General features: G+C 72.2%; 19 protein-coding genes and 1 tRNA gene. 6 read left to right on the forward strand and 14 right to left on the reverse strand.

Going from position 1 to position 25,474, the window contains the following annotated elements; translation table 11 throughout:
- The first annotated feature begins 174 nt into the window (after window positions 1-174).
- Complete coding sequence (locus tag BJ984_RS14920) at window positions 175-1,368, forward strand: aminotransferase class I/II-fold pyridoxal phosphate-dependent enzyme (RefSeq protein WP_179548670.1); 1,194 nt, start codon at window positions 175-177, stop codon at window positions 1,366-1,368.
- A gap of 4 nt (window positions 1,369-1,372) precedes the next feature.
- On the opposite strand, the gene BJ984_RS14925 is transcribed toward BJ984_RS14920, so the two are convergent.
- The 3 genes from BJ984_RS14925 to BJ984_RS14935 form a co-directional block, all read right to left on the reverse strand.
- Complete coding sequence (locus BJ984_RS14925; RefSeq protein WP_179548671.1) at window positions 1,373-2,185, reverse strand: carbon-nitrogen hydrolase family protein; 813 nt, start codon at window positions 2,183-2,185, stop codon at window positions 1,373-1,375.
- A 65-nt stretch (window positions 2,186-2,250) separates the two neighbouring features.
- The gene (locus BJ984_RS14930) at window positions 2,251-3,549 is read right to left on the reverse strand and encodes a cytochrome P450 (RefSeq protein ID WP_271206541.1); all 1,299 of its coding nucleotides are present in this window, start codon (window positions 3,547-3,549) and stop codon (window positions 2,251-2,253) included.
- A complete protein-coding gene (locus BJ984_RS14935) occupies window positions 3,546-4,877 on the reverse strand; it encodes a F390 synthetase-related protein (RefSeq protein WP_179548672.1) in 1,332 nt (443 codons plus the stop codon). The genes BJ984_RS14930 and BJ984_RS14935 overlap by 4 nt, the downstream gene beginning before the upstream one ends.
- Window positions 4,878-4,992: 115 nt before the next feature.
- On the opposite strand from BJ984_RS14935, the gene BJ984_RS14940 reads away from it, so the two are divergent.
- Entirely contained in the window at window positions 4,993-5,730 is a 738-nt protein-coding gene (locus BJ984_RS14940; RefSeq protein ID WP_179548673.1) for a GAP family protein, read from the forward strand.
- A gap of 7 nt (window positions 5,731-5,737) precedes the next feature.
- Here the strand turns inward: BJ984_RS14940 and BJ984_RS14945 are convergent, their stop codons facing one another.
- Both BJ984_RS14945 and BJ984_RS14950 read right to left on the reverse strand, forming a co-directional pair.
- A complete protein-coding gene (locus tag BJ984_RS14945) occupies window positions 5,738-6,991 on the reverse strand; it encodes a hypothetical protein (protein ID WP_179548674.1) in 1,254 nt (417 codons plus the stop codon).
- Window positions 6,988-8,226 (reverse strand): sensor histidine kinase, encoded by a 1,239-nt coding sequence (locus tag BJ984_RS14950; protein ID WP_179548675.1) that lies wholly within the window; start codon window positions 8,224-8,226, stop codon window positions 6,988-6,990. The genes BJ984_RS14945 and BJ984_RS14950 overlap by 4 nt, the downstream gene beginning before the upstream one ends.
- A 92-nt stretch (window positions 8,227-8,318) precedes the next feature.
- Here BJ984_RS14950 and BJ984_RS14955 point away from each other — a divergent pair, with 92 nt between their 5' ends.
- The gene (locus tag BJ984_RS14955) at window positions 8,319-8,999 is read left to right on the forward strand and encodes a response regulator (RefSeq protein ID WP_173181394.1); all 681 of its coding nucleotides are present in this window, start codon (window positions 8,319-8,321) and stop codon (window positions 8,997-8,999) included.
- A gap of 78 nt (window positions 9,000-9,077) precedes the next feature.
- On the opposite strand, the gene BJ984_RS14960 is transcribed toward BJ984_RS14955, so the two are convergent.
- Both BJ984_RS14960 and BJ984_RS14965 read right to left on the reverse strand, forming a co-directional pair.
- Window positions 9,078-10,631, reverse strand: coding sequence for a family 14 glycosylhydrolase (locus BJ984_RS14960; RefSeq protein WP_179548676.1), 1,554 nt, complete (start codon window positions 10,629-10,631; stop codon window positions 9,078-9,080).
- A gap of 50 nt (window positions 10,632-10,681) precedes the next feature.
- Entirely contained in the window at window positions 10,682-12,442 is a 1,761-nt protein-coding gene (locus tag BJ984_RS14965; protein WP_271206540.1) for a M28 family peptidase, read from the reverse strand.
- Between the two features lie 105 nt (window positions 12,443-12,547).
- Here BJ984_RS14965 and BJ984_RS14970 point away from each other — a divergent pair, with 105 nt between their 5' ends.
- Window positions 12,548-12,862, forward strand: coding sequence for a hypothetical protein (locus BJ984_RS14970; protein ID WP_179548677.1), 315 nt, complete (start codon window positions 12,548-12,550; stop codon window positions 12,860-12,862).
- Between the two features lie 53 nt (window positions 12,863-12,915).
- Window positions 12,916-13,899: a DMT family transporter gene (locus BJ984_RS14975; protein WP_179548678.1), complete on the forward strand. Its 984-nt coding sequence runs from the start codon at window positions 12,916-12,918 to the stop codon at window positions 13,897-13,899.
- 42 nt (window positions 13,900-13,941) lie between these two features.
- Here the strand turns inward: BJ984_RS14975 and sufU are convergent, their stop codons facing one another.
- The 5 genes from sufU to BJ984_RS15000 form a co-directional block, all read right to left on the reverse strand.
- Window positions 13,942-14,382, reverse strand: coding sequence for a Fe-S cluster assembly sulfur transfer protein SufU (gene sufU, locus BJ984_RS14980; protein ID WP_179548679.1), 441 nt, complete (start codon window positions 14,380-14,382; stop codon window positions 13,942-13,944).
- Window positions 14,382-15,710, reverse strand: a complete 1,329-nt coding sequence (locus BJ984_RS14985) for a cysteine desulfurase (protein WP_373877437.1) — start codon at window positions 15,708-15,710, stop codon at window positions 14,382-14,384. Before BJ984_RS14985 ends, sufU begins: the two co-directional genes overlap by 1 nt.
- Before the next feature lie 150 nt (window positions 15,711-15,860).
- Window positions 15,861-15,934, reverse strand: a tRNA-Met gene (locus BJ984_RS14990).
- Window positions 15,935-15,986: 52 nt separating this feature from the next.
- The gene (locus BJ984_RS14995; protein ID WP_373877436.1) at window positions 15,987-18,959 is read right to left on the reverse strand and encodes a UPF0182 family membrane protein; all 2,973 of its coding nucleotides are present in this window, start codon (window positions 18,957-18,959) and stop codon (window positions 15,987-15,989) included.
- 144 nt (window positions 18,960-19,103) lie between these two features.
- Window positions 19,104-20,207 (reverse strand): YlbL family protein, encoded by a 1,104-nt coding sequence (locus tag BJ984_RS15000; protein WP_271206539.1) that lies wholly within the window; start codon window positions 20,205-20,207, stop codon window positions 19,104-19,106.
- 143 nt (window positions 20,208-20,350) lie between these two features.
- Between BJ984_RS15000 and BJ984_RS15005 the strand changes: the two genes are divergently transcribed.
- Entirely contained in the window at window positions 20,351-21,694 is a 1,344-nt protein-coding gene (locus BJ984_RS15005; protein WP_179548680.1) for a zinc-dependent metalloprotease, read from the forward strand.
- An 863-nt stretch (window positions 21,695-22,557) separates the two neighbouring features.
- Here the strand turns inward: BJ984_RS15005 and BJ984_RS15010 are convergent.
- A complete protein-coding gene (locus tag BJ984_RS15010; RefSeq protein ID WP_179548681.1) occupies window positions 22,558-24,282 on the reverse strand; it encodes an ATP-dependent helicase in 1,725 nt (574 codons plus the stop codon).
- Window positions 24,279-25,433, reverse strand: coding sequence for an NAD(+) diphosphatase (gene nudC / locus BJ984_RS15015; protein ID WP_179548682.1), 1,155 nt, complete (start codon window positions 25,431-25,433; stop codon window positions 24,279-24,281). Before nudC ends, BJ984_RS15010 begins: the two co-directional genes overlap by 4 nt.
- Between the last annotated feature and the right edge of the window lie 41 nt (window positions 25,434-25,474).

The following is a 25,474-nucleotide window of genomic DNA, read 5'->3' on the forward strand; positions in this document are numbered from 1 at the left end:
GGGTGCTCCTTCCAAGCACTAGCTAGCATCCTCACCCAAACTGGGCGTTCTCTATGACCAGGCTGTACGCAGACTGCCGTGTGCTTATGACGACCCTAGGAAGCCCGTCCGGCCGCTGATCGAGCATCCCCCTCCCGGCCCGGAACGGCATCCCCGTGACGGTAGGTTCTAAGGATGACCCTCACCGGATCCTGGCAGCGCACCGCCCGAGGTGCCGGACTCCTGGCCCCCGACGGCCGGATCGCCTCGACCATCTTCGCCGAGATGAGCGCCCTCGCCGCCTCGACCGGCGCGATCAACCTGGGCCAGGGCTTCCCCGACGAGGACGGCCCGGCCGACGTGCTCGAGGCCGCCCGCCGCGCCATCGCCGACGGGGTGAACCAGTACCCGCCGGGGCCCGGGATGCCGGTGCTGCGCGAGGCGGTCGCCGCCCACCAGGAGCGCTTCTACGGGCTGCCGGTCGACCCCGCCGAGGTGCTCGTCACCGCGGGGGCGACCGAGGGCCTGGCCGCGACCATCCTGGCGCTCGTCGACGACGGCGACGAAGTCGTCACGCTCGAGCCCTTCTACGACGCCTACGGAGGCCTGATCGCCCTGGCCCGCGGCCGCCACGTCACGGTGCCGCTGCGTGGACACGACTTCCTGCCCGACCACGACGAGCTGCGGGCGGCCGTGACAGACCGCACCAAGGTCATCCTGATCAACAACCCGCACAACCCCACCGGCACCGTGCTGCCGCTCGAGACGCTCGAGCTGATCGTCGAGCTGGCGCACGAGCACGACGCGATCATCGTCACCGACGAGGTCTACGAGCACCTCGTCTTCGACGCCCCGCACCTTCCCGTGGCGTCGCTGCCGGGCGCGCGCGAGCGCACCGTCACCATCTCCTCGGCCGGCAAGACCTTCAGCGTCACCGGGTGGAAGATCGGCTGGATCGTCGCCCCGCGCGAGATCGTCACCGCGATCCTCGCCGTGAAGCAGTTCCTCACCTTCGTCAACGGCGCCCCGTTCCAGCCGGCGGTCGCGGTCGGGCTCGGGCTCGGCGACGACTTCTTCACGGGCATCGCCTCGACGCTGAAGACCAAGCGCGACCTGCTCTCCCAGGGCCTCGTCAAGGCCGGCTTCGACGTCTCCTCGCCGCGCGGCACCTACTTCGTCGTCGCCGACGCGGCCCCGCTCGGCTACGCCGACGCGCGGGTGCTGTGCCGCGAGCTCCCGTCGCTCGCCGGCGTGGTCGGCGTGCCGATCAGCGCGTTCTGCCACGAGGAGCTCGCGGGCGAGTACGCCTCGCTCGTGCGCTTCGCGTTCTGCAAGAAGACCGAGGTGCTCGAGCGCGCTGCGGCGCAACTGGCCCGGCTGGGGCGGTAACCTGCTAGGCCTTCGGCACGACGCTGAAGCGCCGCAGCGCCAGCGCCGGGTTCACCCGCCGAACCTCGTCGATGCGGGCCGGGTCGACCCACGCCACCGCCACGTCCTCGCGCTCGCCGAGCGAGGCGATCGTGACGCCCATCGGGTCGACCACGAGGCTGGCCCCCACGCCGATCGGCGGTGTCTGGTCGGCGGCCGCGACGTAAATCGTGTTCTCGAGGGCCCGTGCCGTGACGAGGCTGCGCCAGTGCTGCTCCTTCAGTGGCCCGCGCACCCACTCGGCCGGCACGGCCACGAGGTCGGCCCCGGCGTCGACGAGCCGTCGCGTCACCTCGGGGAAACGGATGTCGTAGCAGGTCTGCAGCCCGATCGTCACGCCCTGGATGGAGAAGGTCTCGGGCTCGGCGATCTCGCCGATCTCGACCCAATCGCTCTCCCGGGCGCCGAAGGCGTCGTAGAGGTGCAGCTTGCTGTACGTCGCCACGAGTCCGTCGACGGGGTCGATGGCGACGAGGCGGTTGGCGAAGCGCTCCGGATGCGCGGACGTCGCCACGAGACCGGCCACCACGTGCACGTCCAGCTCGCGGGCGAGATCGGCGAGGGCCGCCACGAAGGGTCCGTCGACGGGCTGGGCGTGCTCGAGCATCCGCTCGCCGAGGGGGTCGACGAAGAAGGAGGAGTACTCGGGGAAGACGACGAGCGACGCGCCTCGGTCGGCAGCGCGCCGGGCGAGCCGGGCGATGGTCGCGAGGTTGGCGTCGACGTCGTCTCCGGGGGCGAACTGCGCGACCGCGACGCCGAAACCGGGCGGGGTCATGCTCCGGCCGCCTCGACGCATCGGGCAAGGAGACCGGGCTTCAGGGCTGCACGCATGCCTCGACCCTACCGCCGGGTGCGTGTGCCCGTCCGGGTGGCGAGGGTGAGGGTGCGGTAGGCCGGGATCAGGGCGCCGCGCTGGGCCCGGCGGCCCGTGACGGCCAGCGGGGCCTGGGCGTGGGCGTCGAGCACGGCGCCGATGGTGCGCTGGATCTGCGCCATCGCGAGCGGAGCGCCGAGACAGAAGTGCGCCCCTGCGCCGAACCAGAGCTGCTTGAGCGACGCGGCCGGGTTGCCCACCGGGTCGAAGCGTCCCGCACCCCGGTTCGCGAGGAAGGTCGCCAGAACGAGGCGGTCTCCCGGATGCACGGCCTCCTCCCCCACGCGCGCCTCCCGTTCGACGCTCCGGAGCATCACCGGCGACGGCGTCGTGACCCGCAGGCCCTCGCCGATCGCGGCGTCGAGCAGGCTGCGGTCGTGGGCGAGCACGTCGAGCCAGCCGGTGTCGGCGAGGATCGCGACGAGCCGCGGTAGGTAGGAGACGAGCGTCTCGGTGCCGGTGAGCACGAAGGCGCCGACCGCGCCCATGGCCTCCTCCTCCGAGAGGCCGAGGCCGCGCATCCGGCCGGGGAGGGTCTCGTGCGGGGTCGGGCGGGAGTCGCCGGCGGTGGTCGCCTCGAGGCCGACGCCGGCCGGCGCCTCACGGTAGGCGCGGCGGGCATGACGGGTCAGCTCGTCGAGCACCTCGCGCGCCTCGGCGATCTGCGATGGTGTGAAGCGCGGCCGGGCGAGCGAGACGAAGCCGGTGATCGCGGAGACCCGGGCGAAGAGCTCTTCGCCCATCACGCCGCGGTCGAGGCCCACCAGGCGGCTGATCACCTGCCCGGCGTACTCGCGCACCTCGGCCACGAGGTCGACCTGTCCGCCGGCGACGAGGCGCTCGGTCAGACGGTCGGCGCCCTCCCCGATGGTCTCCTCGGTCAGCGCGCCCACGAAGGCGGGCGCGAACAGAGGCGCCAGGCGCCGGCGCAGGGCGGCGTGGTCGGCGCCCTCCATGTTGAGCAGCACCGAGGGGCCGAGCACGGGCGTCCAGAGCTCGGCGGACGATCCGGGGCCGGTCTTGCTGAAGCTCTCGGTGTCGAGCAGCACGGCCCGCAGCAGGGCGGCGTCGGCGACGATCACGCCGATCCGGGGCACCCGCAGCGTGGGGCGCCTGACCCTCGCGAGCAGCGGGTAGGCGAGCGGATGCGCGGTGCGCTGCACCCGTTCCTCCCAGCGTCGCTCGGCTCCCGGTGTGACTCCGGGCACGACCGCGGCGAGGTCGGCGATCAGGCGCAGTTCGCGCTCGGGTTCGGCCGCGTTCACGGCGACTCCCGGACGATGCGGCGCACCTTGACGGCCGGGTCGCGCGGCGTCCACGGGTCGTGGACGATCTCGGCCGAGCATCCGGCCGCCTCGAACAGCGCGTGCAGCGCCCGGTCGACACTCTGTCGCGCGGCGGCGGCAGCCGGCTCGGTCTTCGCCCCGGGTTCGAGGGCGAGGGCGACGTGCACCGCGGTGCCGCGCTGGGTGACGCGCCAGTCCGCGAAGTCGGCCGACTCGAGTGCCAGGGCTTGCCGCAGCACGTCGGGGAACACGTCGACGAGTCGCGAGCCGTCGCTCGACGGCAGGCGCAGCACGGCGTCGGCCCGGCCGTCGATCCCGGCCACGACGGTGGTGACCCGCCCGCAGGCGCAGCGTTCCGGCGCGCGCGGATCGACCCGCACGACGTCGTCGAGCCGGTACCGCGCGATGATCTGCGTACGCCGCTCGAGGTCGGTGACCACGGGCACGAACCGCGTGCGCTCGGCGTCGAGCCACTCCCGGTCGAACCGCACGGTCTCCTCGGCGAGATGGAGCGCGCCCGCCTCGCACGGCAGGCCGAGCATCCCCTCGGTCGCCTGGTAGACCTGCCGCGGCCGCACGCCCCACGCCGCCTCGATGCGCTCTGCGCTCTCGGGGTCGAGCACCTCGGCCACTGACACGACGAGTCGTGGCGCCCCGATGCCCGCGTCGGCCGACGCCCGGGCGAGCGCCTCGAGAACGGATGCCGGCCCCACCAGCACCGTCACCTCCCCCGCACCGGCCAGACGCCGCACGAGCCCGTCGAACGGCTCCGTGAGGTCGAAGAACGCGAACCGCACCCGCGAGCTCGCCACGGACTCGTAGAGTCCGCCGCCCGCCCGCAGGAAGAACGCGATGGTGACGGGAGGCCGCCACGGCGTGAGGAGCTGCCGCACGGCGGCCCGGTCGAGGACGCGGGCGAGCACGGTGCCGGCCCAGAGCATCCGTTCGCGGGGGCTGACGAGGAAGGCACCACGCCGCCCCGAGGTGCCGCTGGACAGCCCGACGGTGAGGTCGCCTGCGACCGTCGGCGTGAAGTCGCGCGAGCGCTCGGCGGCCTGCGCCGCGGCGAGCGCCTCGGTCAGCCGGACCCCGCGGGTGTTCATCGCGTCGAAGTGCTCGAGCAGAACGGCCTTGTCGGTGATCGGGAAGTCGCGGGCTCGGCGGCCGGCCCAGTACGGGGCATGGCGGGCACGGCGGATGAATGCGTGCATCCGCCGTCGCTGCCAGGCCTCGAGTTGGCGCCGGCTGCGGAAGCGGTACCCCCACCGCGCCCGCACGAAGCGCGCGACGAGGAGTGCTCGCAGCATCCCCTCGCTCATCGACCCTCCCATCCCGACAGGATACGCAGGCCCCCGCCGGCCGACCCGGCGCCGCACTCGGTGCGGTGGAACCGAAGGGCGGTGCTGCTCCTAGACTGGCCGCATGGCGGCGATCATCGGGCATCTTCTGCCGCTCGCGCTCGGGGTGGCGCTCAGCTCGGTGCCGATCGTGGTGATGGTGCTGATCCTGCTGTCACCGCGCAGCCGCTGGTCGGCACTGGCCTACCTGATCGGCGCCGTCGTCGGGCTCGCCGGGCTGACGACGCTGTTCGCGGTGGTCGCGTCGCTCTTGCCGCCGGTGCAGCCGGCCGAGCCGAACCCGCTGATCGCGACCATCGAGCTCGTGATCGGCGCGGCGCTGCTCGCCCTGGCGGCCCTGCGCTTCGGCCGCGCGCGCTCCCGCGCCAGGGCCCGCCGCGCCGCCGCCCCCGTCGCAGCCGGTGCCGAAGCCGCCGTCGCCGCTGACGCCATCGCCGACGCGGCCGCTCCGCCCGCCTGGATGACCCGCCTCACCTCGCTCGGCCCGCTGCCCTCCCTCGGGGTCGGCTTCGTGCTGATGCTGCGGCCGAAGAACCTCCTGCTCACCCTCGCCGCGGGCGTCGCCATCGCAGCAGGCGGGGCCCCGCTCGCCGACGAGGTCGGGGCGGGCGCCGTGTTCGTGGTGCTCGGCATCTCGACGCTGGCGGTGCCGATCCTGTTCGCACTGATCGACCCCTCCCGCACCCTCGGCCCGCTGCGCGAGCTCCGCGACTGGATCGCCAGGAACAGCTCCACCGTGACCACCGTCGTCCTCGTGGTGCTCGGCACCGTCGTCGTCGGAAGCGGCCTCGCCCGCTTCTGAGACGGGCTCAGGCCAGCTCGACCACCACGAGGGCCCGCCCGGTGCCGAGATCGATCGTGTGCCGGCCGAGGCGGGTGAACAGCGGCCACACGGCCGGGTCGATCGCACGGCGGTGAGTACCCGCGAGCGCGAACGCGATGGCCGGCGGCGCCCCGGCCCCCGGCCGCGACGGCACGAGGGTGAGGTCGAGCGCCGGAGCCGACGGCGGGGCGGTCGCCACCAGCAGCCACACCAGCGCCAGCACGAGCTGCCGCTGCTCCGTGCCGAGGCGTGCGGCCAGCAGCGAGGGGTCGACGATGCGCACGACGTCGCCGAGGTGCTCCGACTCCGAGACGGCGAGTTGCAGCCAGGTCTGCTCGTGGTCGGCCAGCAGCGCGAGGCGCAGCCCGTCGCCGAGCTGAGCTGCGGATGCGGCCGTCTGCGCGTCGATCGCCCGGCCCGCCGGCAGGGCCGCGACCCCGGCCAGCAGGCGCTCGGCGTCACCGTCGAGGCGCCGCAGCTCTGAGGCCGCGAGCACCCCGTGCCCGAGCGCGGGGGCGGTGACGAGACTGCCCGTGACCGCCTGGTCGATGGTGCGGCCTAGATAGCGGTCGGCCGCCTGGATCATCGACACCCCCGCCAGGACGGGCGCCAGCCCGAGCAGCACCCCGGTGACCCCCGTCGAGAGGCTCTGCGGGTCGTTCGCCCAGCCCAGCAGCACCGTGCCCGTGCCGGTGACGGCGAGAACCGCCGTGCCGACGACGCTCCAGCGCAGCGGCTGCCGCGGCAGGCAGGCGATCAGGCACGCGCCGAAGCCGATCGTCGCCGTCGGATAGACGCCCCGGCCGCCGTCGAGCAGGAACGCGCCGAGGTCGAGCAGCATCGCGGCGAAGCCCGACCCGATGACGAGCAGCGACAGCCGTGCCGGCAGGATGCCCCCGCGCAGCCGGGCGGCGAGGAACGACGCCGCGAACGTGACGATCAGCAGCCCCCACGCCACGAGCGACAGCCAGCGCCACTCCCCGTCGCCCCACGACCAGCCGAGCGACGCCAGCCCGCGGATGAGCAGCAGCACCGCGAACAGGTTGAAGCCGAGCCCGAGGTACCCGGCGCTGAGGTTCCGGTCACGACGGATGCGCGCCCGCAGCCGCCCCCGGGCCTCCGGCCCCCCGCGCATCCCGGCCAGCAGCTGAGCGAGCGACCCGGCCCGCCCCGCGACGGCCTCCTCGCCACCGCCACCGCCGAGGGCCGCCGTTCGCGGGCTCGGGCGGACGGGCGTCACCGGGGCACCTCGATCAGCACCGTCGTGCCGCGACCCGGCGAGGAGAAGACGCGCAGCGAGCCGCCGGCCTCGGCGAGGCGGCGGTGGACGGCGTCGATGGCGGCCTCGGCCGCCGACGGGCGCGCCGGCGGGACCGCTGCCGCGAAGCCGTCGCCACTGTCGGTGACCACCGCGCGCAGCCTCGTGTCGTCGCCGCTCAGGGTGACGTCGGCCGCCCGGACTCCCCCGTGGCGCCGCACCACCTCGAGGGAGTCGGCGACCGCGCCGACCAGTGCGGCCCGGCTCGCGGGAGTCACGTCTCCGGTCTCCTCCCCGTGCCAGGTCGCATCCATCCCGTGCACCTGGCACCAGGCCCGGACGGTCGCCCAGGGGTCGGCCGTGGCGGCGGCGAGCGGCAGCGCATCCGCCGGCAGTCCGTGTGGTCCCGGCTGGCCGCGCTGGCCGCGCTGGCCGCCGAGCGTGCCCTCGGTGCGCAGCTGTTCGAGCAGGGCGCTGTCGTTCGCCGCCTGCGCCCGCAGGGTCTCGGGCGGGACGCCCTGGCCGGAGTGCGCGATCAGCGTGAGGGTCGCCAGCACGGTGTCGTGCATCATCCGGGCGCCGTAGCGCAGCTCGGCCTCCGCCTCGGTCGAACGGCGTTCGGCGGCGTAGCTCTCCCGCAGCCGCGCCTGGCCGATCTCGGCCTGCCGGGCACTGCGCGCGAGCCACAGCCCGGCGCCGAGCATCGCGGTCCAGCCCCCGACGATCGCGAGCACGACGAACGGTGCCCGCCCGGTGGACACGGTGCCCGCCCACGCCAGCACGGACACCGGCAGCACCGTCACCGCCACGATCAGGCCGAGCGCGCGCAGCTCGGCCACAGCGACGAAGAGCGACGGCACCGCCATCGACGCCAGCGCCGTGATGGTGGCCAGGGTGGGGTTGTCGTCGACGCCGGCCCCGGGCAGCAGGAAGGTGCCGAGCGTGGCCAGGGCGGCGCAGTAGGTCAGCGTGACCACGAGCCGGCCGTTCCGCGGCGTCAGGGCGAGGAACCCGATCGTCATCAGCAGCATGCCGACGAGCGTCGGGACGAACGCCGCGATGCTCGCGTGCTCGGGAACGGCGAGGTTCACGGCGGCGCAGACGGTGGCGACCACCCCGAAGCGGCGGGCGCAGATGATGCCGAGCCTCAGCTGCTCGCCCGAACCCGGCGCCCCCGGCACGGAGGGCGCTTCCGGTGCCGGGAGGTGGGTCGCCATCTGTCGAAGATAGCGCGGCCGGCCGGCGCCTCCGACGATTGCCCCGGAAGGGGGGACCGTGCAGCCCGGGGCGGCATGGGAGGCTTGCGCCTATGGCCAGGGACGTTGTTCGCATCGCGATCGTCGACGACCACCGGATGCTCCTGACCGCCCTGACCGAGTGGATCAAGAGCGCGGCCGACGACATCGTCTGCGTCGCGGCGGTGACGACGTGGCCCGAGCTGCTCGCGCATCCGGAGTTCCCCGTCGACGTGGTGCTGCTCGACCTCGATCTGAAGGACGACCTGCCGGTCTCGATCAAGCTCCGCGCGCTCGACACCGCCGGGGTCAAGACCGTCATGATGAGCACCTACTCCGAGCCAGCGGTGGTGCGGGAGGCCCTCGCGGCCGGCGCCCACGGCTACATCGTCAAGAGCGAGGGCGCCGAGACGATCGTCGAGGCCATCCGCCTGGCACTGGCCGGCAACCGCTTCGTGTCGCCGCTCGTGGGGCTGCAGCTCGACGCCGCTCCGGCGATGGCGAAGCTGAGTGCGCAGGAGCGGCGGGTGATGGCGCTGTACGGCTCGGGCGAGTCGGCCAAGCGGATCGCGACCGTGCTGCAGATCACCGAGCAGACGGCCAAGTCGCACCTGAAGCGGCTGCGGGCGAAGTACCGGCTGGCGGGCATCGACGTCGGCTCGAAGGTGGCGCTGCGCAACCAGGCCATCCGCGACGGCCTCATCCTGCTCGACGACACGGGCCGCACGCCCGCGGCGGCCACCGAAGACGCCTGACGGCGTCCGGGGCTGCGAACCCCGGGGCTGCGAGCCCCGGGCCTCCGGTCACCTCGTTGCGCAGCCCCGGGCCTCCGCTCAATGGAAGTCGCGCAGGAAGCGCTCGAACTCGCTGCGGCCCGGCGCGCCCGGCCGCGACACGTCGGAGATGCGCAGCACCGTCAGCCCGCGGTAGGCGGTCGGCCACCCGCTGAAGGCGTCGCGGATGTGCGACCAGCCGACCGTCGAGGGCGACCCCGCACTGCCGAGGCTGCCCGCGAGCGCGTTCTCGCCCTTCAGGGTGACGTTCGCCCGCGAGGCCGCCGCACCGACCCAGGTCACGAGCGACGCGGCGTCGGAGTAGGCATGATCTGCGCCGTCCCACTCCCGCCCGTCGGGCATCTCGAGCGCCGTGAAGTGCAGCGTGATCGGGTGGGTGGGCGCCGACGCACCGTCGCCACGGGTCTCGAGATCGTGCACGAGCCCCATCACCCCGTCGTAGCCGTGCCCCGTTGAGACGTCGTTGTACGCCTGGTCGGTGTGCACGAGCCCGGCCGCGATCTCGGGCACCCGCCGCACCGGGCTGGTCGCCATGGTCTGCCAGTGCACCCCGGGCACCTTGAGCCCGAGCGGCACGGCGGCGAACGGCCCGTCGAAGGCGCGGATGGCCTGCACCATGACGTCATGCCCGTGCGAGAGCAGGCTCTCGCTGTACCAGCGGGTGAAGTCGCGCCCGTACTGCAACGACGCGTACGACCCCGAGGTGATGAAGCGGTCGTGGTCGGTGGGCGGCGTGATGGCCGCGTAGCCGAGGCCCGGGATCGACCAGGCGGTGCCCACCCCGGCCACCGAACCGTACTTCGCGACGGCCCAGTCGGCGAAGTCGCGCACCGCGGTGTCGGTGTAGCTCTGGAACGTGCCGCGATTCGGGTAGGCCGCGGGGCTGCCCGGCGCCGTGTCGTCGTGGTGGGCGTAGGAGGGGTAGCGAAGTTCACCGGCCGGACCGGTGCCGATGGTGATCTCCTGGATGCGGCCCCGGTAGTCGGTGGTGCCGCTGCTGTAATGGTCTTCGAACGCGTTCATGAAGTCGCGCATGTCGACCAGCGCCCGGTCGACGCCGACGCCCCACGGAGCCACCGCCTCGCGGTTCTGGTTGCCGTACTCGCTGCGGTAGAAGTCGTCGACCGGGGCGCTCGCGCACGGGCCGTAGATGCCGCAGATCTGGTAGGGCTCCCACACCCACGACGGGATGGGGATCGTCTTGCACTCGTCTCCGACGTTGCCGCCGCACTGGTGGAACGACATCATCGGCACCAGATCGAGCCCGGCGGAGGTGGCCGCCTTGAAGAGCTTGTCGTAGTAGCCCCAGTCGAAGCCGCCCCGCGTCGGTTCGGCCTTGCCCCACCAGACGTCGACGGCGAGCGCGTCGACCCCCTGCGAGTCGGCGACCGCGAGCGAGGCGGTGAATGCCCGCCAGTCGGGCCCGTCGCTCGCCCAGTCCTCGACGAAGAGGGGGGCCATGACGTTGACCGTCGACGCGGCCCCCGGCGCGGCCGAGGCCGGCGCAGCGGGGGCCGTCGAGGTGAGACCGGCGGTCAGGAGGGCGGTGGCCGCGACTGCGACCCCCACGCGGGAGAGGATGCGAGATGACATCCCCCCACGCTAGGGACGCGGAGCCACCGCCCTACCTGAGTACTTTCCACCTACTCCTGGTCGCGGGACGCGGGCGAAGAAGCCGACGACACCGACGACGCCGGCGTGACCGACGGCCGGCGCATCCGCACCGCCACCAGCACGATGCCCGCACCCAGCGCCAGCACGGCGAGCGGGATCGCGGCGAGCGCCCCCGACACGTCGGCACCGGTCGCCGCGAGCGAGCCCTTGCCCGACCCGGGCGCCGGAGCGGCCGTGGGAGCGGCCGTCGGGGGCGCCGCGGTGGCCGTCGGCGTCGGGGTCGGCGTCGGGGTCGGGGTCGGCGTGGGGTCGACACCCGGGCGGATCGCCGAGAGGTCGTTCGACAGCGACGCCGTCACCGACGCGATGGCGCCGAGGTTGATGCCGAGCGCCTCCGTGCTGATGTTGTCGATGTCGTCGCCCGCGGCGTGGTAGTTCGGGTCGTACGCCTCACCGGCGGTGCCACCGAAGCGCTCGGCCTCGGCCGCGGTCTTGATGTCCTCGGCACCGGTGAACAGGCCGGAAGCCGGCACGCCGTTGTCGATGAACGCCTGGTAGTCGCTGCGCCCGTCGAAGTTCGTGCCCTGGTGCGCCTGGCCGATGCCGTCGAAGTAGTCCGTCAGTGCCTTCTCGGTCGCGATCGAGCCCTCAGGGATGTTGACCGCCGGGTCGACCTCCGTGTCGGAGCCGTCGGCGTCGTAGACCCCGATGATGTAGTTCGGCGAGCCGACCATGTCGAAGTTGAGGTAGGTCGCGATCTTGCCGAGCTCCTCCTCCGGCAGGCTGTAGACGTACTCGGTCGAGCCGACCAGGCCGACCTCCTCCGCACCCCACCAGCCGAAGCGCACGGCGTGGTCGAGCTGCCCCGACCCGGCCAGCTGCACGGCGGCCTCGAGGATCGAGGCCGAGCCGCTGCCGTTGTCGTTGATCCCGGGGCCCGCGGGCACCGAGTCGAGGTGCGCCCCGAGCATGACGACGTTCTCGTGGTCGTCGGCGTTCGGCGTCTCGGCCACGATGTTGAAGGTGTCGACGGTGGTGGTCGTCTGCTCGATCGTGAGGTCGACCAGGGTCGGGCCCTCGGCGATGGCGGCGAGCGCGTCGGCGCCCTCCTCGGGGGTGAGGCCGACACCGGGCACGAGCCCGTCGACCGGCTCGCCGTAGGTGCCGTTCAGGGCTCCCGGCTCGTTGTTGTAGACGAGGATCGCGACGGCCCCCGCGGCTCCGGCCGCGAGCGACTTCTGCGAGAAGGCGCACTCGCCGCGGCTGACCACGGCGACCTTGCCGGTGGCGTCGACGCCGTCCCAGGCCGCGGCGTCGCAGCCGAGCGGCGTGGCCGGGGCCACCAGCTCGGCGTCGACGATGCCGTCGACCGGTGTGCTGGGGGTGAACTCCATCAGCACGCGCTCGGGCGTGGCCGGGTCGATCGCGCCGGTGGCGGGGTCGTAGGTGGTGGCGGTTCCGAGCAGATCGATCGAGAAGGCCTCCACCGACTGCGTCGTCGCCTGGAAGTCCTGCCGCACCGGCTCGTAGCCCGCCTCGCGCAGAACGCCCTCGATGTACTGCCCACTCTCTTCGTAGCCGGGCGTTCCGATGGCGCGGGTGCCGTCGTTGGCATCCGCGATGTCCTGCAGGGCCTGCAGGTGGCCCATCACTGCTTCGACCGTGACCCGCTCCTCGAGATCGACGGGGTCGACGGCGTACGCGGCCGAGGCTCCGAAACCGGCGACCCCCGCGACCATCACCCCCGTTCCGATCCCGATCGCTGCGAGTCTCCGATGACGTCTGATCACGTGGTTCTCCCCTTGAGTGGCGTGAAGTGTTTCCGGAAGGCTACCCCCGTGGAGGGGGCATCGAGCAAGGGGTAACCTGATCGAAACATCAGGAGGCAGCCGGCCATGAGCGACGACCCGACGAAGATGGGCAACCAGCCCTCCCTGACCACCTCCACCGGCACGATCTGGCTCGTGGTGGGCGGCATCATGGCGGCCATCTCGGTGGTGCTCCTGCTCGCCCTGCAGCAGGTCGACTCGAGCGGCGTCGCCCTGCTCGGAGTGGTGCTCATCGTGCTCTCCTACCTCGTCATGGTCGAGGCGCGCCTGCTGATGCGCAACCTGCACCGGCGCCTGATCGTGCTCGCCACCTTCTTCGGCATCATCGCCGTGCTCGCTCTCGTCTTCGTCGTGCTGATCGGCATCTCCGCCGTCGACTGAGCGGGCGCGGCGCGACAGCTGGCGGCCGCCTCAGCATTGTGTAACAATCAGGCATGCTCCCCGCCCTGGCCGTGCTCCTGGCCGCCGTCTGCTTCGGCACGACCGGCACGGCCCAGGCCTTCGCCCCCGGGGGCGCCGAGCCGCTCTCGGTCGGAGCCGCGCGCATCCTCGTCGGGGGCACCCTGCTGGCCCTGATCGCCGTCGGCTCCCGGATGCGCGGCCACACCCCGAGGTCGCAGCCCATCCCGAGACGTCCGACCCGCGGCCGACTCCCCTCCTGGTCCCTCGTCGCGGTCGGCGCCGCCGGCGTCGTCGCCTACCAGCCCGCGTTCTTCGCCGGGACGAGCGCCAACGGCGTCGCGATCGGCACCGTGGTGGCCCTCGGCTCGGCCCCGGTCGTCACAGGACTCCTCGCCTGGCCACTAACCCGCCGGGCACCGAGAGCCCGGTGGAGCATTGCCACCGTCATCGCTCTGGCGGGGGTCGTGCTGATCAGCGGCGTCCTCACGCCGCCGGGAGCAGGCAGCGCATCCGGAGTCGACCTGCCCGGCCTGCTGGCCTCGCTCGGTGCCGGCCTCTCGTACGCGGTCTACACGCTCGCGAGCAAGGCGCTGCTCGACCGGGGTGCGACCCCGAGCGGGACGATGGGGGCCGTCTTCGGGGTCGCCGCGGCCGCCAGCCTGCCCCTGCTGCTCACGACCGACTGGAGCTGGCTGCTCACGCCCGGAGGACTCGCCGCCGCGCTCTGGCTCGGCGTCGTGACGACCGCTCTGGCCTACGTGCTCTTCGGCTGGGGGCTCGCCCGCCTGCCCGCCGCGACGGTCGCGACCCTCACCCTCGCCGAGCCGCTCACCGCGGCCCTGCTCGGCACCCTGCTGCTCGGCGAGGTGCTCGCGCCCGTGGCCGCGGTGGGGCTGGCGGTGCTCGCAGCGGGCATCCTTCTGCTCACCCTGCCGACGAGGAACCGGGCCGGGCTCAGCCCTGAGCCGGGGCGCCCACATTCAGCCGTGAGCCAGGACGTTTCAGCTCAGCCGTGAAGCAGGACGTTTCAGCTCAGCCGTGAGCCGAGGCGGCCGGGCTCAGCCCTGCACCAGGGCGTGCTCGAGCGCCACCCACGGCAGCATGGCGCACTTGATGCGGGTGACGTAGCGCGAGACGCCGCCGAGGGCGACCGCGTCGCCGAGCAGCTCCTCGTCGCCCTCCACGGCGCCCTTGGACTGCATCAGCTCGCGGAAGGCGTCGATCCGCCGCGTGAGCTCGTCGGCCGGCAGCTCGTGGGCGAGGTCGCTCAGCAGCGAGGCCGAGGCGGTCGAGATGGAGCAGCCCTGCCCCTCCCAGCTCAGCGAGTCGACGACGCCGTCGGCACCGCGGTGCACGTTCAGCGTCACCTCGTCGCCGCAGGTCGGGTTGATCTGGTGCGAGGAGCCCGCGGCCCCGTCGCGCAGGCCGTAGCCGTGCTTCTCCTTCGAGTGGTCGAGGATGACCTGCTGATACATGCTCTCGAGCTCGCGCGAGGCCATCACGCCACCCGGAAGAACTCGCGCGAGTCGGCGACGGCCTGGACGGCCGCGTCGATCTCGTCGGCGGTCGTGTAGAGGTAGCCGCTCGCGCGCGTCGTGGCGGTGACCCCGAAGCGCCGGTGGATCGGCTGCGCGCAGTGGTGGCCCACCCGCACGGCGATGCCCCGGTCGTCGAGGAACTGCCCGACGTCATGCGAGTGGATGCCCTCGACCACGAAGCTCGCGAGGCCCACCCGCTCGGCGTCGGCGCCGGGCCCCAGCACCCGCACGCCGGGAACGGCACGGAGCCCCTCGGCGAGCCGGCGGCCGAGCTCGGCCTCGTGCACGGCGATGCGGTCGAGACCCACGCCTTGGAGGTACTCGACGGCCCGGGCCAGCGCGATCACCTGTGCGACGCGCTGCGTGCCCGCCTCGAAGCGCATCGGCGCGGGCAGGAACGACGACTCGGTGAGGCCGACGGTGGTGATCATCGACCCGCCCGTCAGGAACGGCGGCAGCGCGTTCAGCAGCTCGGAGCGGCCGTAGAGCACGCCGATCCCCGTCGGGGCGAGCATCTTGTGCCCCGAGAAGACCGCGAAGTCGACGTCGAGCGCCGTCAGGTCGAGCGGCAGGTGCGGCGCCGACTGGCAGGCGTCGAGCACGGTCAGCGCGCCGACGGCCTTCGCGAGGGCCACGAGCTCGGCGACCGGGTTGACCCCGCCCAGCACGTTCGAGACGTGGCTGAAGGCCACGAGCTTCGTCTGCGGGCCGATCAGCGCGGCGGCCTCGTCGAGCCGAAGGGCGCCGTCATCGTCGACCCCGATGACCTTGAGGGTCGCGCCCGTGCGGAACGCGAGCTCCTGCCAGGGCACGAGGTTCGCGTGGTGCTCCAGCTCGGTGGTGACGATTTCGTCGCCCGGTCCGATGCGGAATCGCTCGGCCTCCGCTCCCCCGCGCCCGAGGGAGGCGTTGGAGATGCCGTAGGCGATGAGGTTGATGCCCTCGGTGGCGTTCGAGGTCCAGACGATCTCGTCGTCGGCGACGTTCACGAAGCGGGCCACGGTCGCCCGGGCCTCCTCGAACAGCTCGGTCGCCTCGCCGGCCAGCGTGTGCGCCCCGCGGTGCACGGCGGCGTTGGTGTGCTCGTAGTAGTGGCTCTCGGCGTCGATGACCGCCTGCGGCTTCTGCGAGGTGGCGCCCGAGTCGAGGTAGACGAGCGGATGCCCGTTCACGCTGCGACCCAGGATCGGGAAGTCGGCGCGCAGCAGCCGCACCTCGGCGTCGCTCAGTCCGGAGCTGGTCGCGGTGCTCGCGCTGTCGAGCGCGCTCTGGGTGCTCTGGGTGCTCACGTTGATAGTCACAGATGCCTCGGGGTGCTCGGATTCCGTCTGTCGTTCACTGAGTCCAAGTGCTGCGGCGGACACTTCATTCCGCCGCCGCCGCACGCCCAGCCACTACGCAGAAGAGGCCCGGTCAGATGACCGGGCCTCTTCGTCTTGTTGCGGGGACAGGATTTGAACCTGCGACCTCTGGGTTATGAGCCCAGCGAGCTACCGAACTGCTCCACCCCGCGGCACAAGAAGAAACTCTAGCACACGTTCGGAGTGGTCGTCACCACCGGCCCGCTACTGCGAGGCGGCGATGGCCCGGTCGACGGCCTCCTTCAGGCGGGCGTCGGCCTCGCCGTAGGCGGTCCAGTCGGCGGCCTTCAGCGCGGCGTCGCGGTCGGCCAGAGCCTGCTGCGCGTCGGCCAGGGCCTGGGTGAGGGCGGCGTCACCGGTCAGGGTGGGCGCCGGCGTCGCCGTGCTCGGGTCGGTGGTGCCCGTGCCGGGGTCGGTCGTGCCGGTACCGGGGTCGGTGGTACCGCCGTCGGTCGGGATCTCGGAGGTTCCTCCGCCACCCGTGTCGTCGGTCGGGATCACGTTCTCGTCGCCCGCGTTCGCTCCCGAGTCGCCGCCGAACAGCGAGTCGAGCGCGCCGTCGAGCGTGTTCTCGAACGCGATCTTGTTGCCGAAGGAGACCAGCACCTTCTGCAGCAGCGGGAAGCTCGTCTCACCGCGGGACTGCACGTAGACCGGCTGCACGTAGAGCAGACCGCCGCCGACCGGCAGGGTGAGCAGGTTCCCGCTGATCACCTGGCTCTCGCCCTGACGCAGCAGGTTCAGCGCCGAGCTGACCGCCGGGTCGGACGAGAAGCTGTTCTGCACCTGGCCCGGGCCGGGGATCGTGTCGTCCTTCGGCAGCGTCAGGAGCCTCAGCTTGCCGTAGTCGCCGGACTTCTCCCCGTCGGTGCTGCCGGCATTCGCGTCGACCGCGAGATAGCCGGTGAGCACGTTCCGGGAGGACTCGGCGGACTGCTGGGTCGCCGGGATGAACGTCGAGTAGAGCGAGTACGACGGATCGTCCTGCGTCGGCATCTGCAGCGTCAGGTAGTACGGCGGCTGCAGCGTCGGGCTGGTCGAGGAGGACGTCGGGTCGTTCGGCGTCGTCCAGGCGTCCTCCTGCGAGTAGAAGGAGCCCGCGTCGGTGACGTGGTACTGACCGAGGATCGAACGCTGCACCTTGAACAGGTCGGCCGGGTAGCGCACGTGGCTCATCAGCTCGCCGCTCATGTCGCTGATCGGCTTCACGGTCGACGGGTAGATCTTCTGCCAGGTCTGCAGCAGCGGGTCGTTCTCGTCCCACGCGTAGAGCGTGACCGAGCCGTCGTAGGCGTCGACCGTGGCCTTCACCGAGTTGCGGATGTAGTTGATGTCATCGACCGGGTAGGCGGGCGTCGGCGTGTAGGTGTCGGCGATCGACGAGCTCAGCGACTGCACCCGCGAGTACGGGTAGTTCGCCGAGGTCGTGTAGCCGTCGACGACCCAGACGACCTTGCCGTCGACGACCGACGGGTAGGGGTCGGAGTCGATCGTGAGGTACGGCGCGACCTTCGAGACGCGCTCGGCCGGGTCGCGGTCGTAGAGGATCTGCGAGTCGTCGTTCACGGCGTCGGAGAGGAAGATCTGCTCCGACTGGAACTTCAGCGCGTAGACGAGCCGCTTGAAGATGTTGTCGAGCTTCGGACCGCCGTCGCCCTCGAAGGTCGTGTACGTCTGCGACGCTCCGTCTTCGCCCGAGGGGTAGTCGAGCTCGATCTGGTCCGAGCCCTCCGGGCCGCCCACGATCGAGTAGGCGGGCGAGTTCTCGCCGAAGTAGATGCGCGGCTCGAAGTCGCCGAGCTGTCCGACCGAAGGGATGCCCGACTCGATGAAGACCGGCTGGCCGTCGCCCGAGCGCTGGTTGCCGAAGGCCGCGACGACGCCGTAGCCGTGGGTGTAGACGACCGTCTGGTTGTACCAGGTGGCGGATGACCCGAGCGCGTCGATGTCGATGTCGCGCACGGTGACCACCGCATCCTGAACCTGGCCGTCGATGTCGTAGCGGTCGACGTCGAGGTGGTCGGGGAACTGGTAGTACTGCCGGAACTGCTGCAGCTGCTGGAACGACTTGGTGACCAGGGCGGGGTCGAGGATGCGGATGTTCGCGGTCGTCGCCGCGTCGTTGCGCAGCGCGCCCGGCTCGGCGGTGGTGGTCGCCTCGTAGGGCGTCTCCTCGACGTCGGCGACCCCGTAGGCGTCGCGGGTCATGTCGATGTTGCGCTGGATGAACTCCTGCTCGAGGGTGCGCTCGCTCGGGTCGACCTGGAAACGCTGCACGACCCAGGGGGCGAGCGACCCGAGGATGAGCGCGCTCACGATGAGCAGCGCGGTGCCGATGATCGGCAGGCGCCAGCGGCCGATGACCGCGGCGACGATGAAGAGCACGGCGACGAGCACCGCGATGCCTGCCAGGATCTGGAGACCGGGGATCGTCGCGTTGACGTCGGCGTAGGACGCGCCCGTGATCAGGCCCGAGCTGTTGGCGAGCGTGGCGAACTGGTCGAGCCAGATGCTGACGGCCTGCAGCAGCAGGTAGATGGTGGCGGTGACGGCCATCTGGATGCGCGCGATCTTCGAGATGCGCACCTCCCGCTGCGAGAAGCGGATGGCCCCGTAGAGGTAGCTCGTGGCGATGGCCGCGAGGCCGGCCACGATGACGACGGCCGAGGCGAAGCCGACGGCTCCGCGCCAGAACGGCAGGTCGTAGATGTAGAAGGAGATGTCGAGCCCGAACTGCGGGTCGGTCTGACCGAACGCCGTGCGGTTCAGGTACTGCAGCGTCAGCTGCCAGCGGGAGGCGGTGGCGACACCGGCGAAGAGGCCAAGCACGGCAGGGACGCCGAAGGTGGCGAGCCGGCGGAGGGGCTCGATGACCTGCTGGTAGCGGTCGAGCTGCGAGTTGAGCTTCGCGTAGACGGGCCGCCAGCGGAAGGCGATCTCGATCGAGGCCCAGACGGGCACGGCCATGGCGACGAAGCCCACCAGGAACATCACACCGCCGGCGAGCCACTGCGTCGTCAGGACGCTGAGGAATCCCAGCTGGTCGTACCAGAGGATCTCGGTGTAGAGGGTGGAGAAGACGAAGAAGAGTATGGCGAGCACGACCACGATCGCTATGGCGATCGCGAGAGTGACTCTCGAACGTCGTGCGGGCTTCTCTGCTGTTTGGGAAGTCACGTATGCCTCTGGCTCGCTGTGCGGTGTCCACTGATTCTAGACAATGGAATCCTAGGGAGAGCTGGCTGAGGGTATGCCCGACGTCGCTGGCATTCCGCTGGAGGCGAAGTCGGTGCGGGGGTCGGGTTCGGCGGGCTGCGGGTCTCAGCTGCAGGTCGGCAGCGCCGAGGTGTCCCCGCCCGTCGAGACGGCGTCGAGCACCGCGAGCGAGTCGTCGAGGGTCGCCACGGCGAAGACCTGCAGGCCGTCGGGCACGTGGCCCACCACCTCGTCGCAGTTGGAGGCCGGTGCGAGGAAGTACTCGGCCCCGGCGTCCTTCGCGCCGACCATCTTCTGGCGGATGCCGCCGATGGCGCCCACCTCGCCCGCCTGGTCGATCGTGCCCGTTCCCGCGATGTCCTTGCCGCCGTTCAGCTCGCCCGGGGTCAGCTTGTCGATGATCCCGAGCGCGAACATCATGCCCGCGCTGGGGCCGCCGACGTCGTTCAGCTGGATGTCGACCGTGAAGGGGAACTCGAAGTCGTACCCGGCGCTGATGCCGAGTGCCGGAGCATCCGTCTGCTCGGAGATGACCGGGGTGATGGCGACGGTCTTCTCGGTGCCGCCGTCGCCGGCCTTGACGGTCAGCTCGGCCGGGGTCGAGGTGCCGTTCGTCGCGAGCGCCTCGCGCAGGGCGTCGACGTCGGAGACCGCCTGGCCGTTCACGGCGAGGATGGCGTCGCCCGCGTCGAGCTGACCGGCGGCGGGGCCGTCGGGGTCGAGGCCGGCCACGGTGACCTCGGTGGTGTAGGCGATGCCGAGGTTCGACAGGGCGGCGGCGACGGCCTCCTTCTGGCTGTCGACCATGAGGGCGGCGTTCTGCTCGTCGCGCTGCTCGGTGGTGACGGTCGGCGGGTAGACGGCGTCGATCGGGATGACCGCCCGCGAGCTGTCGAACCACGCGGAGAGGATCTCGGCCCAGGACGGGCGCTGCTCGGGCGTCCCCCGCACCGAGACGGTCAGCATGTCGAGCGTGCCGGCCGTGGGATAGGTGTCGGCGCCCTCGATGGAGATGAGCGGAACGTCCTCGCCGTCCTGCTCCTGGCTGCCGAGGGTGTCGAAGACGGGGCCCGGCTGCTCGATCACGTAGGGGGCCGGCAGGAAGCTCATCACGAGGCCGAGCACGAGGGCGATCAGCAGGACGGTCCAGCCGGTGCGGACGCGGCGCGACGGGCGCGGCCGCGCGTCGTCGGGTTCGAACAGACTCACGGCATCCTCTCGCTGTCGGCACTCGGGTGGCTGTTCGCCACGGGCGCACGCAGCAGCGCTCAAGCTTATGGGAAAACCCAGCCTGGGCGGTGGGCCACCGGTTAGCGTAGGAGCACTATCTGACAGCCCGCATGGAGGACACCGTGAGCGACGAGAACCGCGACCATCCGGAGGACGAGTTCCGCGACATGCTTCGGCAGTTCCTCTCGGGCAACTCCGACATCGACCCCTCGAAGCTCGCCTCCGCGGCCGGCCTGCCGTCCGATCCGGCGGCCGTGTCGCAGCTCATGGCGCAGCTGCAGAACGCCATGCAGGCCTCGGGCGACGGGGTCGACTGGAGCGTCGCCACGAAGCAGGCGCAGGAGATCTCGGCCGCCGGCAGCCTCGCCGTCACCGACCAGACGAAGGCGCAGCTCGACCAGGCCCTGCACATCGCGACCCTCTGGCTCGACGAGGTCACCGGCCTCTCCGACTCGGCCGTCGCCCCCCGCCTGATGACCCGGCAGGAGTGGGCAACCACCACGGTTCCCGTCTGGACCCAGCTCGCCGAACCGGTGGCCGAGTCGATCGCCGACGCCCTCACCGACGTGCTGCAGAACCAGGCGCCGGAGGAGATGGCCGGCATGATCGCGGGCGCCAGCCAGCTCATGCGCAATCTCGGCGGCACCCTCTTCGCGATGCAGCTCGGCCAGATCGTCGGCCAGCTCTCGAAGGAGGTCGTCTCGGGCGGCGACGTCGGCATCCCCCTGCTCGAGGAGGGCCAGGCGGCGCTCGTGCCGCAGAACATGGCCGAGTTCGGCGAGGGCCTCGACATCCCCGACGATGAGGTGCAGCTCTACCTCGCCATCCGCGAGCTCGCCCATGCCCGCCTGTTCCGGCACGCGCGCTGGCTGCGGTTGCACGTCATCTCCTCGATCACGGAGTTCGCCAAGGGCATCTCGATCGACACCGAGCGACTCGAGGAGCTGGCCGGCAGCTTCGACCCCTCCAACCCCGAGGAGCTCAAGCAGGCCATGGCGAGCGGGGCGCTCATCCCGCCGAAGACCGAGCAGCAACAGCACGCCCTCGCGCGCCTCGAGACCACCCTCGCCCTGATCGAGGGCTGGGTCGACACCGTCACCGCGCAGGCCTCGGTGCGGCTGCCGCGCTGGAACTCGGTGGCCGAGACGGTTCGCCGGCGCCGCGCGTCGGGCGGCCCGGCCGAGTCGGCGTTCGGCGCCCTGATCGGCCTCGAGCTGCGGCCCCGCCGCCTCCGCGAGGCGGCGGCCCTGTGGCAGCAGGTGACGGATGCGGTGGGCCAGGAGCAGCGCGACGCCCTGTGGTCCCACCCCGACCTGGTGCCCACGATGGCCGACATCGACGACCCGGCGGCGTTCATCGCCCGACTGCAGGCCGGCGAGCCCGAGCCAGACGAGATGGACCAGGCGCTGGAGGATCTGCTGCGCGAGGAGGAGACGCGGGGGGACGAGCAGCCGCCGGTGGTCTGAGACCACTCCTGCACCGGTCGGGTTCGCCGACCGCTTCGGCGGTCGAGCTGTTGATAACCGCCCTCGGGGCTGACCCAGGCGACAGGATGCCCGCATGGCACTCCGACTCTCCCCGTCCCATCCGCTGGTCTGGCGCACCCCCGACGAGGTGCAGTTCGGGGTCGAGCATCCGCTGCTGAGGCTGCGGGGGCTCGACGCCGGCCAGCACTTCCTGCTCGGACTGCTGCAGAAGGGCGTGTCCCGGCCGGTGCTCGGCGCCCTCGCGTCGTCGCAGGGCATCGCTCCCCCGTCGGTCGACGCGCTGCTCGCCTCGGTCACCCCGGCGCTCGAACGGTCGCCGCCGTCTCGGGCGGCCGGTCTCGACGGGGTGGCGGTGGAGGTGCGCGGGCACGGAGCACCAGTGCCGGTGATCTCCGCACTGCTGCGTCGATGCGGGGCTGTCGCCGCCGTGCCCGGTGTCGCACCGGCGTTCGGTGTGCTGGTCTCGCACTACGCGACGGCGCCACGCCGGGCATCCGCGTGGCTGCGCGACGACGTGACGCACCTGCTGGTGGAGTTCGGCGACCGCTCGGTGCGCGTCGGGCCGATGGTCGTCGGCGGCACCTCGGCGTGCGCCGCGTGCCTCGAGTTCGCGCGCGCCGAGGCCGACCCCTGCTGGCCGGCACTCGCCTCGCAGCTGGCGAGCCGTCAGGCTCCGACGGCGGATGCGGTGGGCGCCTCGATCGCGGCCGGCCTCGCCGTCGACGCCCTGCTCGAGCACCGCTCCCTCACCACGCGCGGCTCACCGAGCCCCTGGCCGGGCCGGGCGCTGCGGGTGCGACCCTCGGCGCTGCTCGAGCCCGACGGCGTGACGGTCGAGTCGGTCAGTCCGCATCCACGCTGCGGATGCCGGTCTCTGCCAGGAAGCGCGACGCCGTCCTCGCCGCCCCACGCCGGATCCCGGCCGCCGCCCACGAGAGCTGCAGCCGTTCCCGGGCCCGGGTGATGCCGACGTAGAGCAGTCTCCGCTCCTCGTCGACCCCCTCGAGGCCCGAGGCGTAGCTGATCGGCAGCAGACCCTCGGAGACTCCGACGATGAAGACCGCCGGCCACTCCAGGCCCTTGGCCGAGTGCAGGGTGGCGAGCGTCACGGCGCGCACCGTGGGCTCGTGCTGGGACGACTGACGCTCCATCAGCTCGTCGGTGAACTGCCGGAAGGTCGTGCCGGCGGGCATGCTCTCGGCGAGCCCGATCAGCGCGTTGAGCGACTCCCAGCGGTCGCGCACCGCTCCGACGCCCTCGGGCGGCACCTGGGTCCAGCCGCGGGAGCGGAGCACGTCGCTGACCGACTTGAAGAGGGGCTCGTCCGAGATCGACACCGAGGCGGCGCGCAGCTCCATCACCGCACGCTTCACGTCGGGCTGGTCGAAGAATCGGGTGGCGCCGCGCAGCTGATAGCTGACGCCGGCGGCGGTGAGGGCCTGCTCGAGCGGGGCCGACTGGGCGTTGATGCGGTAGAGCACCGCGATGTCCTGCGGAGGAGTGCCCGACTCGACGAGGCGGGCGATCTCGGCGGCGACGCCGGCGGCCTCGTCGAGGTCGTGGCGGTAGGCGGTGACGGTGGGCTCGGGCGGGGTGTCGGCCACAGCGTCCGAATCACTCGCTGCCGAGTGCAGCGTCAGGGCGCCGGGGCGGCCGCGCATCAGGCGGTTGGCCGAGGCGACGATCGGCGGGGTCGAGCGGTAGTTCTGCTCGAGCGTCACCACGGTGGCGCTCTCGTGCCGGCGGGGGAAGTCGAGCAGGAAGTCCGCGCTCGCCCCGGCGAAGGAGTAGATCGTCTGGCTCGCGTCGCCGACCACGCAGAGGTCGCGGCGGTCACCGAGCCAGAGCTGGAGGAGGTGGTGCTGCAGCGGGGAGACGTCCTGGTACTCGTCGACCACGAAGAACCGGTACTGCTCCCGCACCTGGATGGCCACCGACGGCTCGATCTCGATCATCCCCGCGGTGGCGAGCAGCACGTCCTCGAAATCGAGCTGCCGGCGCTCGTCCTTCAGCGCCTCGTAGCGCTCCTGCAGCTCGATCATCTGCTCGACCGAGAGGTTCGAGGGCATCGTGCGCACGGTGCGCGCCTTCAGCTCGTAGTCCGCGAGCGAGAGGTTCGAGACCTTCCGCCACTCGATCTCGGCGGCGACGTCGCGGAGGGTCGCCGTGTCGACCCGCAGGCGCAGCGTCTCGGCCGCGTGGGCGATCGCCCGCGCCTTGTTCTCGACGATGCGGGGAGCCTCTCCCCCGATCACCTGCGGCCAGAAGTAGTTGAGCTGCGACAGCGCGGCGGCGTGGAAGGTGCGCGCGGCGACCCCTCCCGCGCCCAGCGGACGCAGTCGCGAGCGCAGCTCGGCCGCGGCGCGGGAGGTGAAGGTCAGCGCCATCACGCGGCCAGGCGAGTACACCCCGGTGGCGACGCCGTAGGCGATCCGGTGCGTGATGGCCCGGGTCTTGCCCGTGCCGGCTCCGGCGAGGATGCAGACCGGGCCGAGCAGCGCCCGCGCCGCGATCCGCTGCTGCGGATCGAGGGCCTCCAGCAGCTCCTCCGACGAGGTGCCGATCATCCCTCTCCCGAACCGCTCGGCACCGGTCGCTCATCGGCCGCGGCGTCGGCGGGCAGCACCACGTCGGACGGGGTGTTGCGCGGCAGCAGCGGTCCGCCGTACCAGCGCTCGATGATCGCGCGCGCGATCGAGGAAGGGCCGGGCAGCAGGATGCCGTTGTCCGGGTCGACGATCTCCTCGCGGCTGAACCACCGCAGGTCGACGATCTCGTCGCCGTCGGGGCGCTCGCCCGCCGCTCCGTCGTCGGCGACCCGGGCCATGAAGCCCACCATGAGCGATGCCGGGAACGGCCACGGCTGCGAGCCCACGTACTCGGGGTCGGCGATGACCACTCCCGACTCCTCGGCGATCTCGCGGATCGCCGCCGCCTCGAGCGACTCCCCCGGCTCCACGAAGCCGGCCAGCAGCGAGTAGCGATTCTTCTCCCAGAGCGCGTTCGACCCGAGCAGCAGCCGCTCCTCGGCGTCGACGATGCCGACGATCACGGCCGCGTCGGTGCGCGGGAAGAGCTCGACGCCCTCGACGGTGCACCGCCGCACCCAGCCGCCGGTCTCGACCGTGGTGGTCGCACCGCAGCGCGGGCAGTGGCTGCTGACGGCGTGCCAGTTCATCATCGCCAGGGCCTCGGTGAAGACTCCGGCGGCGCTGTCGTCGAGCTCGGTCGCCACGAGACGGAGGTTGACCCAGGAGGCGCCCGGGCGTTCGGCGACGAGGGCGTCAGCGCGGGCATCCGGAACCGTGACCGCGAACACCGGGGCACCCGTCGGCCGGTCGTCGGCGTCGAGCAGGATGCCGAGGTAGAGGCGGACCTGGCCGGCGGCGGTGTCGGCGGTGTGAGTGTCGGCGGAGTCGTTGTCAGCGGACTCGCTGTCGGCGGAGTCGCTGTCGGCGGAGTCGCTGTCGGCGCCGAGCTCGTCGGGGCGGAGGAGGGCGAGCTCGGTGCGGCGGTCGGCCGGCGGCTCGCCGAAGCCGTCCCAGCCCTCGGGGTCGGAGCCGGTCGAGGCGAGTGCGAGGCCGCGGTGCAGCACGAGCACGCGGGCGCGCTCGGAGGACCAGAGCCGGTCGAGGGCGGCGGGGTCGGAACGGGTGTCGTGGTCCCGATCGATGCGGTGCCGCGAGAGGGGCAGCGAAGACGGGAAAGCGCGGGACATGGTTGACCAATCGTGCGTGGCGAAAGCCGGTGCGGGAGCCT

The organism is Herbiconiux flava (assembly GCF_013409865.1).
In the GTDB taxonomy this organism is placed as follows: domain Bacteria; phylum Actinomycetota; class Actinomycetes; order Actinomycetales; family Microbacteriaceae; genus Herbiconiux; species Herbiconiux flava.

Coding starts and splice junctions, on each gene's coding strand:
- BJ984_RS14920 (WP_179548670.1), top strand. CDS start 175: ATGACCCTCACCGGATCCTGGCAGCGCACCGCCCGAGGTGCCGGACTC.
- BJ984_RS14925 (WP_179548671.1), bottom strand. CDS start 2,185: ATGACCCCGCCCGGTTTCGGCGTCGCGGTCGCGCAGTTCGCCCCCGGA.
- BJ984_RS14935 (WP_179548672.1), bottom strand. CDS start 4,877: ATGCTGCGAGCACTCCTCGTCGCGCGCTTCGTGCGGGCGCGGTGGGGG.
- BJ984_RS14940 (WP_179548673.1), top strand. CDS start 4,993: ATGGCGGCGATCATCGGGCATCTTCTGCCGCTCGCGCTCGGGGTGGCG.
- BJ984_RS14950 (WP_179548675.1), bottom strand. CDS start 8,226: ATGGCGACCCACCTCCCGGCACCGGAAGCGCCCTCCGTGCCGGGGGCG.
- BJ984_RS14955 (WP_173181394.1), top strand. CDS start 8,319: ATGGCCAGGGACGTTGTTCGCATCGCGATCGTCGACGACCACCGGATG.
- BJ984_RS14960 (WP_179548676.1), bottom strand. CDS start 10,631: ATGTCATCTCGCATCCTCTCCCGCGTGGGGGTCGCAGTCGCGGCCACC.
- BJ984_RS14970 (WP_179548677.1), top strand. CDS start 12,548: ATGAGCGACGACCCGACGAAGATGGGCAACCAGCCCTCCCTGACCACC.
- BJ984_RS14975 (WP_179548678.1), top strand. CDS start 12,916: ATGCTCCCCGCCCTGGCCGTGCTCCTGGCCGCCGTCTGCTTCGGCACG.
- sufU (WP_179548679.1), bottom strand. CDS start 14,382: ATGGCCTCGCGCGAGCTCGAGAGCATGTATCAGCAGGTCATCCTCGAC.
- BJ984_RS15010 (WP_179548681.1), bottom strand. CDS start 24,282: ATGATCGGCACCTCGTCGGAGGAGCTGCTGGAGGCCCTCGATCCGCAG.
- nudC (WP_179548682.1), bottom strand. CDS start 25,433: ATGTCCCGCGCTTTCCCGTCTTCGCTGCCCCTCTCGCGGCACCGCATC.